10 protein-coding genes and 1 other RNA gene are annotated in these 16332 nt (G+C 45.6%); 3 read left to right on the forward strand and 8 right to left on the reverse strand.

The window, feature by feature from the left end; all coding sequences use genetic code 11:
* The first annotated feature begins 102 nt into the window (after positions 1 to 102).
* Positions 103 to 261, forward strand: coding sequence for a hypothetical protein (locus QUA90_RS09595; protein ID WP_333086364.1), 159 nt, complete (start codon positions 103 to 105; stop codon positions 259 to 261).
* 30 nt (positions 262 to 291) lie between these two features.
* Positions 292 to 1983: a chaperonin GroEL gene (gene groL / locus QUA90_RS09600; RefSeq protein ID WP_333208886.1), complete on the forward strand. Its 1692-nt coding sequence runs from the start codon at positions 292 to 294 to the stop codon at positions 1981 to 1983.
* A gap of 430 nt (positions 1984 to 2413) precedes the next feature.
* Here groL and QUA90_RS09605 read toward each other — a convergent pair whose 3' ends face one another.
* The 3 genes from QUA90_RS09605 to QUA90_RS09615 all read right to left on the reverse strand — a co-directional run bounded on the left by QUA90_RS09605 (position 2414) and on the right by QUA90_RS09615 (position 4213).
* Entirely contained in the window at positions 2414 to 2671 is a 258-nt protein-coding gene (locus tag QUA90_RS09605; RefSeq protein ID WP_050813024.1) for a DUF2811 domain-containing protein, read from the reverse strand.
* A gap of 549 nt (positions 2672 to 3220) precedes the next feature.
* A complete protein-coding gene (locus tag QUA90_RS09610) occupies positions 3221 to 3382 on the reverse strand; it encodes a hypothetical protein (RefSeq protein WP_333323577.1) in 162 nt (53 codons plus the stop codon).
* A 171-nt stretch (positions 3383 to 3553) separates the two neighbouring features.
* Positions 3554 to 4213: a class I SAM-dependent methyltransferase gene (locus QUA90_RS09615; RefSeq protein ID WP_333445167.1), complete on the reverse strand. Its 660-nt coding sequence runs from the start codon at positions 4211 to 4213 to the stop codon at positions 3554 to 3556.
* A gap of 664 nt (positions 4214 to 4877) precedes the next feature.
* Between QUA90_RS09615 and QUA90_RS09620 the strand changes: the two genes are divergently transcribed.
* Positions 4878 to 6923 carry a sensor histidine kinase gene (locus QUA90_RS09620; RefSeq protein ID WP_333445169.1) on the forward strand — a complete coding sequence of 682 codons (2046 nt, stop codon included), beginning with the start codon at positions 4878 to 4880 and terminating at the stop codon, positions 6921 to 6923.
* 45 nt (positions 6924 to 6968) lie between these two features.
* Here QUA90_RS09620 and QUA90_RS09625 read toward each other — a convergent pair whose 3' ends face one another.
* The 5 genes from QUA90_RS09625 to QUA90_RS09645 all read right to left on the reverse strand — a co-directional run bounded on the left by QUA90_RS09625 (position 6969) and on the right by QUA90_RS09645 (position 15814).
* On the reverse strand, positions 6969 to 8120 hold the full coding sequence (locus QUA90_RS09625; protein ID WP_333445171.1) for a Gfo/Idh/MocA family oxidoreductase: 1152 nt from the start codon (positions 8118 to 8120) through the stop codon (positions 6969 to 6971).
* A 241-nt stretch (positions 8121 to 8361) separates the two neighbouring features.
* Positions 8362 to 9069, reverse strand: coding sequence for a ribonuclease III (gene rnc, locus QUA90_RS09630; RefSeq protein WP_333323569.1), 708 nt, complete (start codon positions 9067 to 9069; stop codon positions 8362 to 8364).
* A 375-nt stretch (positions 9070 to 9444) separates the two neighbouring features.
* Positions 9445 to 9877, reverse strand: an RNA gene (rnpB, locus tag QUA90_RS09635) — RNase P RNA component class A.
* Between the two features lie 446 nt (positions 9878 to 10323).
* Positions 10324 to 11502: a magnesium/cobalt transporter CorA gene (corA, locus tag QUA90_RS09640; RefSeq protein ID WP_333323568.1), complete on the reverse strand. Its 1179-nt coding sequence runs from the start codon at positions 11500 to 11502 to the stop codon at positions 10324 to 10326.
* 76 nt (positions 11503 to 11578) lie between these two features.
* Positions 11579 to 15814: a PAS domain S-box protein gene (locus QUA90_RS09645; protein ID WP_333445173.1), complete on the reverse strand. Its 4236-nt coding sequence runs from the start codon at positions 15812 to 15814 to the stop codon at positions 11579 to 11581.
* Positions 15815 to 16332: the final 518 nt, after the last annotated feature.

The following is a 16332-nucleotide window of genomic DNA, read 5'->3' on the forward strand; positions in this document are numbered from 1 at the left end:
TTTTAATAAAAATTCTGCTTTGGGATAACGTGCCATCAAAATTAGGTTTTGGTATTAACTAAAACCTGATTATATCGATATGTAACAAACCACATTATATCTGTGGGAACACGAGATATGTGGGGACACGGCAATGCCCTGTCCTTAGCCACCCGGAACGATCGCCCCAATCTCCAATCCGTCCCCGCAATCCCCCACACCGTTGAGTCGCGCTACAATCAAAAATCGATCAACTTAGCACTCAGCCTCAGAGAGTGCTAAATTTGCTAATGTAAGTGATTGGAGACAAACATGACCAAAATAGTTGCATTTAGCGACAAATCTCGGCGGGCACTAGAACGCGGCGTCAATCAACTCGCCGATGCTGTCCGCATCACCTTGGGCCCGAAAGGCCGGAACGTCCTATTGGAAAAGAAATACGGCGCTCCCCAAATCGTTAACGACGGTATCACCGTTGCTAGGGAGATCGAACTCGAAGACCCCCTGGAAAATGCCGGCGCTCGCTTAATTCAAGAAGTCGCCTCCAAAACTAAAGATATCGCAGGCGACGGCACAACAACCGCAACGGTTCTAGCTCAATCCCTCATTCGCGAAGGTTTGAAGAATGTCGCTGCAGGCGCAAACCCAGTCGCGCTGCGCCGGGGTATTGAAAAAACGATCGCCCACTTGGTGCTGGAAATCGAGAAATTGGCGAAACCCGTCGAAGGGGCTGCAATTGCTCAAGTCGCCACTGTCTCCGCCGGTAACGACGAAGAAGTCGGCGCCATGATTGCCCAAGCCATGGAAAAAGTCACCAAAGACGGCGTAATTACTGTTGAAGAGTCGAAATCTCTGACAACAGAATTGGAAGTTGTCGAAGGGATGCAGTACGATCGCGGATATCTTTCTCCGTATTTCGTCACTAACACCGATCGCATGGAAGTTGAGTACGAAAACGCTCGCATCCTGATTACCGACAAAAAAATTAGCTCGATTCAAGAACTCATTCCAGTTCTCGAAAAAATCGCCCGCACCGGTCAACCCCTGCTAATTATCGCCGAAGATATTGAAGGCGAAGCTTTGGCAACTCTGGTAGTCAACAAAGCCCGCGGCGTATTGAACATCGCAGCAACGAAATCTCCTGGTTTTGGGGAGCGGCGCAAAGCTATGCTTCAAGATATCGCCGTTCTTACTGGCGGTCAACTGATCTCCGAAGAAGTCGGACTCAGCATCGATACCGCAACCCTAGAAATGCTCGGTACCGCCCGCAAAATTACGATCGACAAAGAAAACACGATCGTTGTTGCTGGCGAAGAACACAAAGCTGACGTGCTAAAACGGATCGAGCAAATCCGCAAGCAGCTAGAAGCGACGGATTCCGACTACGACAAGGAAAAGCTAACCGAACGCATCGCCAAACTCGCCGGCGGCATCGCTGTAATTAAAGTCGGCGCAGCTACCGAAACCGAGCTCAAAGACCGTAAACTGCGTATTGAAGACGCTTTGAACGCTACTAAAGCTGCTGTGGAAGAAGGTATCGTTGCCGGCGGTGGCACGACACTAATTCACCTGATTACAAAAATAGATGCGATCAGAAATACTTTAGACGCCGAAGAACAAGTAGGCGCTGACTTGGTGAAGAAAGCTTTGGAAGCACCTTTGCGTCAAATCGCTGATAATGCGGGTGTTGAAGGTTCGATCGTCATCGAGCGAGTGCGGGCGAGCGAGTTCAACATTGGCTACAACGCACTCACCGACGTGTACGAAGATATGATTGCCGCCGGGATTATTGACCCGGCTAAGGTAGTGCGATCGGCTTTGCAAAATGCCGGTTCCATCGCTGGTATGGTTTTGACCACTGAAGCTGTGATTGTCGAAAAACCCGAGAAGAAAAAAGCCGGCGGCGACATGGGCGACATGGGCGGCATGGGCGGCATGGGCGGCATGGGCGGCATGGGCGGCATGGGCGGCATGGGCGGCATGGGCGGCATGGGCATGATGTAGTCTTCAGCCATGAGTTTGTAGTCTGTAGAGTGCGCCATAAGCACCATGGGTGTAAACAAGCGCGTCTTATTTACTACCCGTCTACTGTTTGACGATTAAGGCAGTTTATCCCCCCGGCATCCCCTGATTGTCCGGGGGGATTTTTCATTCTCTTGTAGGGGCAATCTCCCGTGGTTGCCCCGATATTTGAAACACCGATTCCCTTGTCCGTGGAGGGGGTAGGCACGGGGGCACTACCCCTACAAAACGATGATTTCCCTGAGAATGAAACCGGCCTGCTTCTTAAGGGAGATGCAATGGGGCTCAGCATTAAGCTATGAGCGATAGTTCTCAGGGATTTTAAGCTGAAGTTGACAGCTATGCAGTGCGCGCCCTCTCGATGAACTAAAATCCTTCCCAGAAACCGCGTCTCCCCCTCTCCCCTTATCCTTTAAGACGACGGAGTTACATTGTTGCTGTGCAAGTCTTGAGGAGATTGAAACAGAGTTTCGAGATAAACTCTCGCAGCTTGGCGATAACTGCGCGAAGCTTCAGGCGTACCGCTATCGGCATTCTGCAACAAAAACAGCGACAGCGCCGCGCAAAATACTCGGTCTAGATCCCATTCGGGATGGGTTTCCAGGTAAGTTTTGAGAGAATCGTGCAGCGTTTCGGGAATTTCAGCAAAAATACTGACTGTTGGGTTCATCATTTTTTTTAGTCTCGCTAATAAATTGAAAACAGAACCCCCCCTTCGGCCGGATACAGGTGCAGGCACAGCCGAAATCAGAGCGCTTTTTTTTAGGTCGGTCGCATCATTGTGCGCTATGAGGGGGTGGGTTTGTCAATGTTGCGAAATATTACAAAGTCCTTTAGATAAAAAAAAGGTTTACCAAATAATAAGCTTTTTAGGGCATTTTTTGTTACATATCTTTATGTAGTGGGGGGTTTATAAGTAATTAGCCAGCAAGTTAAGGAAATCCCCAATTCCGCAGCAAGATGCTACCGTGCCGTTAATTTCTGTGGAAAACTTTGTCGGATCTGTGGAAAACCTCAGACTTGCCTGTGGAAACGCTGTGGAATGTTTAGGGAAAAGTCAGGGAAAAAATAAGAATTGCAAAGGGCATGGGGCATCGGCCAAACAGGCCATCGGCCAAACAGGCCATCGGGCATCGGCCAAACAGGGCATGGGGCATTGGTAGCAAATAGCAAATAACTAATGACTGTTGACTACTGACTACTGACTACTGACTACTGACTAATGACTTCCTAAGTGCCACTCTGCCGCTTGTTGCCGGATGGTTGCCAATTCTGTTGGCGGCATTTTGTCGAGATTGGCTAAGAGAACACTCATGGGACCGATCGACTGAAGTTTGTCCCGGTGGCGCGCTAGGAAATCCCAGTAGGGAAGATTTATCATCGGTGCAGTTGATAGCAGCTTGGTTCTGCCAAAGTCGATCGCCTAAGATCCAAACGCCGACCGTCATTTTATTTGTTTCACCCTTTCACCATAAAAGTTATCTTTTACTTTTCATGAGGGCTGGTCGTTTATTCAGAGAAATTAATGGGCTGAAAAATCACCCCTCAAAACTCATGATTTATCCGCTTGTGGCGAGAACTTACTAGAGCATAACATTGATTTCCAAAGATAGGGACACCGACCAGCAAATTTAAATTTTATGTCCGTGTATCCTTCCGATGTTAATAACTTGGTCAGCGTCTCTACTGAAAAAAATTTAATGTGACCGTTATCCCAAAGCACGGTAAAATGTTTATCTAGTTGGCCAGAAACCGCTAAAGCCAGATTTTTTAAATAGCCGTGATAGGGTGTGGAAATAATTAGTCTTCCTCCCGGATTGAGGCATCTTTTTGCAGTTTTTGCTAGTTCTTTAGGATAAAGCAAGTGTTCGATTACTTCAATAGCTAAGACAACATCAAATGAGTTCAGAATATCGATATCTGGAAGGTCGTAAATATCTGCTTGGATAAACTGACAATCGGGGAAACTTTGACGGGAGATGGCAATTCCGGGCGCAGAAGTGTCAACGCCGACAACTTCGCAGCCGTGCTCTGCGATAACGTGACTGAGGCTGCCATTGCCGCAGCCGAGATCCAAAACTCGGAGTTTTGTCTTGCTGGTATGCTGAAGTGTCGCCAGCATTTCTAAAAGGGGAGATATCAAATAAGCGTGATGATATCTCGGACGGTTGTTTGTGTAATAATACGTATAATTGCTAAAGTTTTTTTTCATCGATTAAGCTATGGAGATTATTGCCGAGACCGCGAATTTACGGAGCGTGGGTGCACTGTTTGGGCCAAGGTTCCCCACATTAGGGTTGTCAGAGTCGATCGGCAGCTCGATCGTCTCATTCTTTTTGTTTGACAGGTGAATTATTGTCACTGAATCAATCGGATGGCAAAAGAAATATTTGACAGGGTGCAAAATCTCGCATCGCCCATCTCTGGCCCATCTCTCGAAGGCCTTGGGAAAGAAAAAGTCCGATCGAGCAAGAATGATCTCTGTACACTAGCCGGAAACCGAACTTTTTGCCTGTTAATTGGGGGCGAGTGCATCTATGCGATTCTAGCTTCAAGCCACTGCGGTATGTCCACCCGATGCTTTTTGCAGCCTGAAAAATAGGCACCTGGGCGATCGGGTGTCACTCGCTCCGAGAATTGAGAAGGGAAGTGTGACCCAAATCACAGGCATTTGCCCAACAAATTGCTGAGCATCTTTTAGTCCACACACTTAGAATCGAGATTACTACAGTGGCTTCTATAATTGTGTTTAAATGTTGTTCTGAAGCTGTGTTGTCCAGTCAGCAGAGCCCCCTAGACAGATTCATGCTTTCGGTCTGGTTTATTTCACTGTAATGGTCGCTGTTGGGTGTTGCACCTTAATTTAGATATTTCCTATGGTTAAGTTAGGTCAATCCTCCTTTCGCCGTATTTTACTGTCGCGGATTTTGTTGCTCAGCGTACCTGTTCTACTGGTGGGGGAGTATGTTACCTATCGCAAGGCACGCTCGACGCTTCTGGAAACTGCTCGTCAAAACTTGACAGAAAGTGCAGTCAGAAAAGCAGACACTATTGAACAGTGGGCGAAATCGCTGAAGTCGAATCTGATCGGCGCTTCGGAAAGCTCGATGTTGCAGTCGGTAGATCCGAAGGATTATCAAAAGTTTATCGCCCAATTAGGGCAGCGGTTGCCAGCGCAGGTTGATTGCTTGCAATTGACTAATTTAAAGACAAATCAAGTGATAGCAAGCACTTGCGGGCAACAGCCGATTCAGTCGTTGCCGGCCAAATTTTGGCCACCCGTACAGCAGCAGCAAACGCTGCTGGACGACAAGAGCGTTTACATCAGTCTGTCCTTACCTCCGCAGCGACAGGGGACAGCAAACGATCAGAAGGCGGCTTTAGGGGCTGAGGATTTTCCCGATGCGGGTAAAGAAGGCTCCGATAGCCAAGCGAGTTTGGTGTTGAGCGCTCCTGTTTACATTCGTCGGGGCAATACCCTGCAGTTGAGTTATGCTTTGAGTTTGCAGTCGGCATTGCCTGTGCAAACCAGCGCTCCCAAGGGTTCTTTAGCCGGCTATACGGTGGCGATCGACCAAGATGGGACGATTTTGGCGCACCCGAATATCAATCGCGTGGGCCGCAATATTGACCAAGAGGCAGATGCCGCTCGACTAAAAAGTATTGTCAGAAGGGCGATCGCCGGCGGAACAGCTTTTCTCCACCTATTTTCCTTTGAAAGAAATGGTGTAGAGTTGCTAGCAGGATACGCCGCTATCCCGAGTCCTTCAACTACACAGGAGAACAGCAAGTGGATTATTTTAGCTGTCTCTCGTTTAGATTACGCTCTGTCGGGTTTGGAAGAAATTCAGCAAGTTTTATTTAATTTAATTGTAGGTTTGGTTGCTGCTAGTATCATCGCGACTTTATATCTGTCTCGCGACTTGGCGCGTCCTGTGGAAAAACTGAGAGACTACGCGATGAAAGTAGATACAGAAGCGTCGCAGACAGTGCCACAAAATTTCCAAATTAGGGAATTCAATCAACTATCAGAAGCACTAAACAGCATGGTGCAGGGTCTCAGATCCAGGGCCAAAGAATTGGAAGTCGCAACCAAGGAAGCGCAAGTTGCCAATCAATTAAAAAATGAATTTTTGGGCAATATTTCTCACGAATTGAGAACGCCGCTCAACGGGATTATTGGTTTTATTCAAATTGTGCGGGACGGCTACTGCGATGACCGAGATGAAGAAATGGAATTTTTACAGCGGGCCCACGACTCGTCAATGCAATTGCTCAATATTATTAATGATATTTTGGACATTGCTAAAATAGAATCCGGCACGTTCTCCATGATGTTAGAAGTAGTTGATATTACTCAGGTACTTGAAGACGCGATTGATTTGCAAGCGACTCCAATCGAGGAAAAAGGCTTGAAGTTAAGTTTGCCAGCTCCTCATGATCCGATTATTGTTCATGCCGATCCAGAGAAGCTAAAACAGGTGTTTTTAAATGTTTTGAGCAATGCCGTTAAGTTTACAGAGTCGGGCAGCATTAATATATCTGTGCGGGTAGAGTCGAGGACTAATTCTGGTAGTTTTAACGGCAGTGGGGAAAGTATGACGGGTCCCAGCGGTCAAAGCGATTGGGTGGTGGTGACAATTAAAGATACGGGAATTGGTATCGATCCCGAGCACCAGCAGAAATTGTTTCAACCTTTTGTGATGGCTGATGGTTCTACAACTCGCAAGTTTGGCGGTAACGGTTTGGGCTTGGCTATCTCGCGAAGGATAATGGAATCTATGATCGGAAGCATTACCCTGCACAGCGCGGGCGTGAATCAAGGTACTACGGTGATGATTTCTTTGCCTGTCAATCAGCAGTCAAGTTTTTATTTTCACAGCCCCGACTTAGTAACGGAAAAGGGAAATTTCAAAAGTTGAGGAGTGATTTTCCCAATCTAACATCTAACATCTAACATCTAAAATCTAAAATGGTCTTAGGGGCTGTCCGCCGAGTTCGAGGGATTTGCTCAAAGTGCTGAGAATGCGGATTAATTCGACGGAGGCGGAGCCGGAAGAGGTAAGACAGGGGGTATTTGTTTGCACGCAGTTGAGGAAGCGAGCGCACACTCGCCTCAGCGGTTCTACTTGTTCTAAACTCAACACTTCGCGGTGTCTGAGGCTTGTTGGCTGCGGCGCGATCCTCTTCGTTGGCGTAGCCCCCGTAGGGGCGGGCTTCGCTAACGCACTTTCAAAAGAGTTATTCTCTTCGCCTCCCCAATCTGGATTGCCACGCTGCACAATCAGGGGAGTTTCTGGCGACATTTCGTCAAAAATCAAGGTTCCCAAACTGCCAACAACTGTTAAGCGCCGTTGTTTGTCGGGATTTAGCCAGCACAGATGAATAAATGCTTGAAATCCGTCGGGATAGGTGAGCGTTACCCAAACTAAATCTGCTAGTTTTTCTGCAGGATTAGTAGTCAGCAGTGAAGGAGAAAATTGATTTTCAATTTCTGCTGCTTCTTGATTTATTCCTTCTTCCTTCGGAAAAACAGTGCCGATCGCCCTTACTTCAATTGGCGTTTGTTCCAACCAAGTATTGAAAATAGCGATATCGTGAACTGCCAAGTCCCAAAGGGCATCAACGTCATGGCGCACCGGTTCAAAATGGGTGCGCTGGGCGTAACCGTAGCGCAATTTTCCGAGTTGATGCTGTTGAATAATTCTTTGGCCTCGATCGACTGCTGGATGAAACAGATAAGTGTGGTCAACGAAGAGTTGCCGCTGCTGTTTTTCGGCTAATTGACAGAGTTCTATTGCTTCAGTGAGGTTGATGGCGAGGGGTTTTTCTGCTAAGACGTGGTAGCCTTGTTTCAGCGCTGCTGCTGCGAGGGTATAGTGTGTGGAAGCTGGAGTAGCGATCGCCACAGCTTGCAGTCCCGGCAAGGCTTGCACTTGAGACCAATCGGTAGCTAGAATCACCGAGGCATCGAGATTAAACTGTTTTTGAACGGCCGCCAATGAATCTCGATTCGGGTCTACCACCGCTAAAACTTGGCTGTTGGGATGTTCGAGAAAGTTGCGAATTAGGTTAACTCCCCAGCGACCTGCACCCAATACAGCTATTCCGATTTTCATTGATTATAATTTCAAAAATCGCACAGCAATTATAGCATATTTTGTTATTATTATCTATGTTTTAACTCAAAAAAATTACTGTTGACTGTTGACTGTTGGCAGTAGTTATTGGTTATTGGTTATTGGTTATTGGTAGCAGCTAACAAATAACAAATAACTGATAACACCAGTCAACAGTCAACAGTCAACAGTCAACAGTCAACAGTCAACAGTCAACAGTCAACAGTCAACTGACTACTGACTACTGACTATTAACTAATTTATTAAAAGCTGCCTGAGCCGCTGCTTGTTCCGCCGCTTTGATCGATCGACCTTTTCCCTCTGCTACCAACTTTCCCTGAATGAGAACTTCTGCGGTAAAACGATCCTCCCCCCCCTGCACTGTCCCGGTTTCTTGCACGCTATATTTGGGCAAAGTTTTGTATTTGCCTTGAGTCAACTCTTGGAGAGCAGCTTTGTAGTTTTGGCGGGCCGGATCGCTGCGGATTTCTGTCGCTAAGCGTTGAAAGTGAGAATCTAGCCAAGGGCGAATTAATTCTAAGCTTTGGGTACTCAAATAAAGCGCAGCCAGTACCGCTTCCAAAGCATCGGCCAGTCGGGGTTCAGCGCCTGTTTTGTCCGAGGCGGCGCTGCTGGAAACAATTAAATAGCGATCGAACCCGTAACTTTCAGCGATTTTAGCAAGAATGCGATCGCTCACCAAGATCGATCGAATAGCAGCAAATTCTCCCACTGTACAGTCAGGATAAGTCTCAAACAACAATTCCGACGCAGCCAGCCGCACCACTGCATCACCGACAAACTCTAGTTGCTCGTAATTTGCCTTAGCTGACGCGCTCGCATGAGTCAAAGCTAAATCGAGGAGATGCCATTTTATCGCATCATTCTTTGGCAGTCCCAATTTTTGAATTACTGTTTCAAGTTGCTTTTGGCGACCCGGATAAATCATACCATTTTAGATTTTAGATTTTAGATTTTAGATTTTATAATTAATTGCGAATTACGGATGACTATCCGGGCTTGGATATTGTATAAAGTTGCATGACTTTTTGAAAATGGTATATCAGATTCATATCACTAAAAAGCTTTTTATTAAAAAACTAAATAGTCCTCCTGGTGCTTATAGTCCGCTCTGTCAAGGTGGTGAAGAAGTGCCTCAAACGCTGGAAATCTCTGCTTCTGGCGATCGATCAATCTTCTTTATTTGATAAATTATTAGCAATAAATAACATATCAAGAATAAAGCTCAACGGTTACGATGACGCCAACACCTTAACTACACCTTGACAAATCTGCCCTAAGCACCTTACCCAAATTTGGGTGGGGAAAAAGTCGGACATAAGCCGGGTTCTGTTCTCTCAACTGCAAGCAGTTGTCGAGGGCAGTTATCTATCTGGGACGCCTGTTACCAGACGCCTCAAGCAGTACCAAAAAACGGAACTGGTAAAAAACCAACCATAGTCCCTCCGACCTTGCTCCCAACTGGGGTTTACCGAGCCAGCACCTCTCGATGCTGCTGGTGCGCTCTTACCGCACCTTTGCACCCTTACCCCCTAACACTTGGCGATTTTCGAGGCTTGATTTTTGATTCAATCTCCAGTCTCAAATCTCAAATCTCAAATGGGGGGCGGTATCTTTCTGTGGCACTATCCTCACGATCGCTCGCACTGGGCGTTACCCAGCAAGTTTGGTTTTTCGGGAGCCCGGACTTTCCTCAGACAAGCTTTCGCTAATCCGCAACCGCCTGCGCCTACTTTTTCCCCAGATTTATTGTACGCGATCGTTCGTCAATCAATTTGGGATTTGAGATTGAATATTTTAACTTGTCGCCCACTTAACTTGGACATTTGTGTTTATTCTCACATCTGGCACTATTGTCAATAAGCTTTTTATGAACAGGCAAGATGCCTGTTCCACAATCAAGTTTATTTTTTGTGGAACAGGCATCTTGCCTGTTCTTGAGAATGGTGCAACATCTCAGTTTATTCAAACTCTTGTACCGTGGGCCCGAAAGCCCGCCCAACAATTAAATTTCCCTGCAACTCCCTTAAAATCACTCACTGATGAATCAGGGGGCACAAAAGTTGGCAATTATCATCCAAGGATTTATCGCACGGATTCAACTAGGGGCAGGAAACCTTTTTACCTAACAGGATTTTGAATTATTCAATCTTTAATCCCCAATCTGAAATCTTCAATTCGGTTACTTTAATGAGTCATCTTTGATAGTAGAAAAATTATCAAACCAGCCGCGCCGCCAGAAGAAGTAAACTAAACCAGAGGCGATTCCTACCATCACCGCCCAACACAGCGGATAGCCAAAATACCAATTCAGTTCCGGCATATTCAATGGCGATTTCTCTGTATTGAAATTCATCCCGTATACTCCCGCCACAAAGGTTAGAGGAATAAATATACTCGAAATCACCGTCAGCAATTTCATGATTTCATTCATTTTATTACCAACCGAAGACAAGTAAACATCCATCAAACCCGAAGACAACTCTCGATAGGTTTCCACCATATCCATCACCTGCACCGTGTGATCGTAACAGTCCCGCAGGTAAATTCGCACCTCTGGACTAATCAAATCACTGCTATCTCGAATCAAAACATTAATTGCATCCCGCTGTGGCCAAATGGCGCGGCGCAGAGTCAGCAATTCTCGGCGGATTTTATAGATTTTTTCCAGGGTTTTGCGGGTGGGGTTCACCACCACTTCATCCTCTAATTCTTCAATGCGCTCTCCGTAAACTTCTAATACAGGGAAGAATCCATCTATAATCGAATCTAACAAAGTATAAGCCAGATAATCTGCTCCGTGTTTGCGAATCATGCCTTGTCCTTTACGAATGCGATCGCGCACTGGTTCAAAACAATCATAGTCCGGTTCTTCCTGAACAGTTAACAGGTAATGCTTGCCCAAAATCAAACTTACTTGTTCTTTATGAAAAGTATCTGATTCTGGATGCAGCATCACCATCCAAGCAATGATTAAAATGTGTTCTTCATAGTCTACAACTTTCGGTCGCTGGGGAACATTAACTACATCTTCCTGAGCCATTACGTGCAAATTAAATACTTCGGCCATTTGCCGCCAAGTTTCTTTGTTTCCCAATCCCAACATATCAACCCAAGAAACAGATGCTGTATCTAAATACGCAGCAGCTTTTTGAGGATTTGCCAAGTGGGCGCGAGTAGCTGCTGTGTCGCAATAGTCAATTAATACAATCTCCGGAGGCGGCGCATCTGGTTCTAAGTCGAGAGTTCCCGGCGGAGCCCCCTGATCGTCATAAAAATAGTCAACATAGGAATCATCATCTTCTTCTTCTTTAATTTGTTTTGCAACGGCACTAGAAGTATGTATGCTTTTGTATACCATGCTAATATTCCTGACTTTTAGAACCTTTAATTAGATTATCATTTTTCTCGTGCAACTACCAATTACCAATAACTCATTACCTCTGCCGAATTGGAATCTCGATCGCAAATTCAGTTCCCTCTCCCGGCGCGGAAATGCACTGCAGCGTCCCTCCGTGCCTTTCCACCACAATCTGATAGGAGATAGACAGTCCCAAACCTGTACCTTTGCCTACTGGTTTAGTAGTAAAAAACGGGTCAAATACCCGACACTTAACAGACTCTACCATGCCATACCCGTTATCTGAAATTACGATCGCCACCCGATTGTTCTCCAACACATCCGTGCGAATCCGAATCCAGGGCAATGTGTCGCAAGTTAAAGGTAAACCAGCCAAATCTTGCCGTTCATCTTCCGAATAACTCGCTAATTCCAACTTCCTATTCCTGACATTTGCTAAAGCATCAACAGCATTATTTAAAATATTCATAAACACTTGATTTAACTGTCCCACGTAGCACTGTATCTGGGGCAATTCCCCATATTCTTTAACTATTTGAATATGACGGTTTCGGCCATTTTCTTTAATCTTGTGTTGCAAAATCAATAGAGCACTGTCTATTCCTTCGTGAATATTAACACGCTTAAGATCTGATTCTTCCAGGCGGGAAAAGTTACGCAAAGACAGAACTATTTGGCGAATCCGATCTGCTCCGGTTTGAATTGAATTCAGCAGGTGCGGGAAATCCTCTTTCATGAATTCTAGTTCTATTTTTTCTGCCAAATCTTGGATAACAGCAACAGGTTCCGGGTAGTGTGCTTGGTACAAACTACACAGTTCCAGCAAGTTTTTGGCATACTCACTAGCGTAAGTGATATTACCGTAAATAAAACTGACGGGATTATTGATTTCGTGAGCAATTCCCGCCACTAGCTGTCCCAAACCCGACATTTTTTCCGCTTGAATTAGTTGAGCTTGCGTCCTGCCTAATTGTTTCAATGTTTGCTCTAGCTGGCGATTTTTATGTTTTAATTGAGCTTCGGCTTGTTTGCGCTTGGTAATATTGCGTGCTAGAATAATAATCTGATCTGAATTAAACGGCAACAGTCGGGCTTCATAAGTTGTTTCTCCTTCCGACATGGAAAGCGAATATTCTATATCGATTGAATTTCTTGTTTCGGAAACTTCAAAGATTGCTTGGGCAAATTGGCAGGCGACATTGTGTGGCAATATGTCTGTTATTCGTTGACCCATAAAATGTTCGGGAGGTAGGTATAAACTCGAAGAAGTTCCTGACAAATAATCCACGATAATACCGTCAGCATCTAGTCGAAAATACAAATCAGGCAAAGCGCGAAAAACTGCTTCTAACTCTAAAGTTTTTTGGCGCAATGCTTCCTCGGCGTAGTAGCGATCGCTAATATCAAAAATTACCCCGTCCAAATAGCAAACGTTTCCCTCAGCGTCGAACACAGGAGAACCTTTATCCCACAGCCATTTAACCGTGCCGTCTGCTGCTAGCAAGCGGTATTCCAAGTTATAAGACTCTTTGTTTTCTATGCCTTGCCGAATAGTTGCTTCTACTTTTGCCAAATCTTCCGGATAAATAATGCTAGCAAAAGTCCGGCCTCTCCTGTCCAAAAGCCAAATAAAATCTGCCGCCGGGTAGCCGGTTAATAAGTAAACGGCATCGCTAATAAAATTAGTCGAAAAATCGCACTGCCAGCGATAAACAACTCCGGGAATATTAGCAACCAAAGACCTAAATCTTGATTCACTTCTACGCAAAGCTGCTTCCGATTCATGTCGTTCGGTAATATCGTGAGCGAAAGCTAGCACTGCAAATACATTACCTTCAGCGTCGCGCAGGGGAAGTTTTTGGGTATCAAAAATATGTACTGAACCGTCAGCAATAGTTGCCGGATCGCAGGGATTGTGGATAATTTCGCCGGCCAGTACAGCAGAGTCGTCTGTGCGGAATCCTCGGATATTTTGGGCGGAATTCCCAAAAACGATATCTTCTGAAAATCCTAACTCTAAATCGGATTTGTCAATGATTTCTTCTACTGTTTTACCGATCGCTTGAGCGAAACTCCTGTTGACCAGAATATAGCGAAAATTTTTGTCTTTGGCAAAAATCCAGTCGCTGGTTTTGTCTATTACTGTGCGTAGGAGTTGTTCGGAACGTTCAGTTTTTTCCAAAGAAGCCTGCAGTTCTAGTTCTAGGCGCTTGCGAGCAGTAATGTTTTCAAAAGCAACACCGACACAGTTGTTGGGTAATGGAAAAGCTTTAATAGAAAAAGCGCGAGTTATGCGGCCGCCTTCATCGCAGTCAATATCTTCAAGTTCTACGGCTTTCTGGGTGCGAATTACCGAAGCAAATGCTTGGGGAATGTTTTTCGATCGCAGTTGGGGAAAAATCTCGTCGATTGTCATTCCCAAAACATCAGCCATTTCTAATCCGGTAAATAGGGTAGCTGCAGGATTGGAGGCGATCGCCCTGAGAGTGCTGTCATCGTCTATATTTTCTAAATGGTAGACGTACAAACCAATTTGCATATTCTCGACAATTTGATCGTAGAGGCGCACGCTTTCGTCTACCTGCCTGCGTTCGGTAATATCTTCAGTAATCCCCAAAACGTACTGAGGACGGCCTGCGGCGTCGAGAATTGGCACTTTGCGGGTGTGCAGTATTCTCATACCTTTGTGGCGAGTTTGGATCGGCTCTTCGGCGATGTCTTTAACAGTAGACTGATTGTGATGACCGGTCAATATTTCTCTGTCTTGAGCAGTAAAAACATCAGCTTGTTCTTTGGGGTAAATATCGTAGTCATTTTTGCCGATCGCCTCTTGAGAGGTAACACCTGCGATCGTTTCTCCCGCTTTATTCCATAGCACAAATTTCAGCGAAGAAGCATCTTTAGCAAAAACTCCCACAGGCAGATTTTCTACTACGGAATTAAGGAACCCTCTAGCTGATTTTAATTCAGCTTCTGCACGCTTGCGTTCGATGCCTAAAGCGATGACATCGGCAACCGATGCTAAAGTTTCCTGAAAAGGTGCTGTCAGCGGCTGGCGGCTGATAATTACCATGACTCCCACCAGCCGTTCTTCGACTATCAAAGGGTAGCCGGCGAAAGTTAGAATTTGCTTGGGGATTGGGCAATTTGTCGGCTTTTGGCTGGTGTTGAGAAGTGCTACTTCGGAAATCTGTGCCGCTGTTGCTTTCGCGGATTCTTCCTCTGGGAGTCCAAAATTATTCAGTTCAAATCCGCAGTCAAATTCCGGTTTTTGCTGTTGGGCGATCGAGTTAACCTTATTTTCAATAAAGCTAGCGCGATCGTCTGTGCGACTGTATATTTCCGATGCTGCTTGCAATTCCCAAACATTCTGTTGAGAGTTGAAAGTCCAAATTTCAGCCGAAGCAACATCAAGATTCCGCACCATTGCCTCGCAGCAGGGAAGCAGGATATCTTGAGGGTGTTTGGTGAGGGCAATACCGACATCGGCTACCATTGCTGTGAGGCGAGAAGCTTGGGCTTTTTCTGCTTCCAATCTTTTGCGATCGGTGATATCTTCCACCAAAGAAAGCACGGTAAAAGTATCGCCACTGCGAATAATCGAGTTGAACCAGCGACACCAAATCACCTGTCCGCTTTTAGTATAGTTGCGGTTAATTGAAGTATTGCCGTTGCCGGTGGCTAGTTCGAGCTCGATCGCGCTTACAGCCTCTCTATCTTCCTCGCAAACCAAAGCCAAATCGCCGAACTGCTTGCCCATCATATCATCTGATGTCCAGCCAAAGATTTCCTCGGCGCGTTTCGACCACTGAACAATCCGAAAATCTTCATCCCAGCCTACCATTGCCAGCGGACTGTTAGCTGCATTCAACCACAGTAAATGGTTCGATCGGCGTAACTGTTGAGTTTTCTGCTGCTGCCAGCGGTAGTGCCTGGTGATATCTCTACCAATACCCAAAACCCGCATCTGCTTGCTAGAGGCATCCACCGCTGGCGTATAAGCAGTTTCGTAAATTTTAATCCCGCCGTCTGCCGTCGTCACCTCATGAATTGCCAGCCGTTTTTCCCCGGTTATAAATACTTGTTGCAGGCAAGAATCAATCTGCGAGATTATATTTTTGACAGCAGCATTATTGGGATATAATTTTAATAATTCCTGATTATTTTTGTTGACTATTTCAGCAGGCTCCAATCCCATCCAAGCAGCAGCGACAGGATTGATCGATAGGTACTTTTGCTGTCGATCGCACTCTAGGAAAGCATCAACAGAGTTAGAGAAAAAAGACTGAAACGAGTTGATAACTTCCTGCATGGGTATTTTTTCATGAGAAAAGCTTAGTATTATGGAAACCTCGTGTCTTTAGACTCATATGTTGCACCATTTTCAATGTGGAACAGGCCGGAAAGCCTGTTAATCGAGAAGGGTGCAAGATGTGAGTAGACCGATCGAGGCAGCACGCATCAGGCAGTTTTAACCGCCTTGAATATTGATTATTCCTACACGGGGCTACTTGGTCACTTGGTACTTTGATGATCTACTTTCAACGGAACAATTACCGTTTCAAATATTTCACGCGCGATCGCATAGCAGCTTGAGCTTACACGCATATTTTTGATAACCTAATCAGTTAAGACGATAGCTGGTCAACTATGTCTTTTGATTAGGGCATGAAACCCCATCTGTTCAAAGGGGTGTGCGGACTTGCAAGTTAAGCTCTAAAATTTTCCTAAAGTTAGTTTAACCCACTCCAATTTTTTTGCACAGTTTACGGCTGCGTTTCCCGGTGCAATTTTTGGCGCTGTTCCCTATAATACAAAAATTTTAAAGAA

Source organism: Microcoleus sp. D3_18_C4 (genome assembly GCF_036702355.1).
In the GTDB taxonomy this organism is placed as follows: Bacteria; Cyanobacteriota; Cyanobacteriia; order Cyanobacteriales; family Microcoleaceae; genus Microcoleus.

Excerpts from the sequence above, each read along its gene's own strand:
- groL (WP_333208886.1), top strand. The coding sequence starts at position 292 with ATGACCAAAATAGTTGCATTTAGCGACAAATCTCGGCGGGCACTAGAA.
- QUA90_RS09605 (WP_050813024.1), bottom strand. The coding sequence starts at position 2,671 with ATGAACCCAACAGTCAGTATTTTTGCTGAAATTCCCGAAACGCTGCAC.
- QUA90_RS09610 (WP_333323577.1), bottom strand. The coding sequence starts at position 3,382 with ATGATAAATCTTCCCTACTGGGATTTCCTAGCGCGCCACCGGGACAAA.
- QUA90_RS09615 (WP_333445167.1), bottom strand. The coding sequence starts at position 4,213 with ATGAAAAAAAACTTTAGCAATTATACGTATTATTACACAAACAACCGT.
- QUA90_RS09620 (WP_333445169.1), top strand. The coding sequence starts at position 4,878 with ATGGTTAAGTTAGGTCAATCCTCCTTTCGCCGTATTTTACTGTCGCGG.
- QUA90_RS09625 (WP_333445171.1), bottom strand. The coding sequence starts at position 8,120 with ATGAAAATCGGAATAGCTGTATTGGGTGCAGGTCGCTGGGGAGTTAAC.
- rnc (WP_333323569.1), bottom strand. The coding sequence starts at position 9,069 with ATGATTTATCCGGGTCGCCAAAAGCAACTTGAAACAGTAATTCAAAAA.
- corA (WP_333323568.1), bottom strand. The coding sequence starts at position 11,502 with ATGGTATACAAAAGCATACATACTTCTAGTGCCGTTGCAAAACAAATT.
- QUA90_RS09645 (WP_333445173.1), bottom strand. The coding sequence starts at position 15,814 with ATGCAGGAAGTTATCAACTCGTTTCAGTCTTTTTTCTCTAACTCTGTT.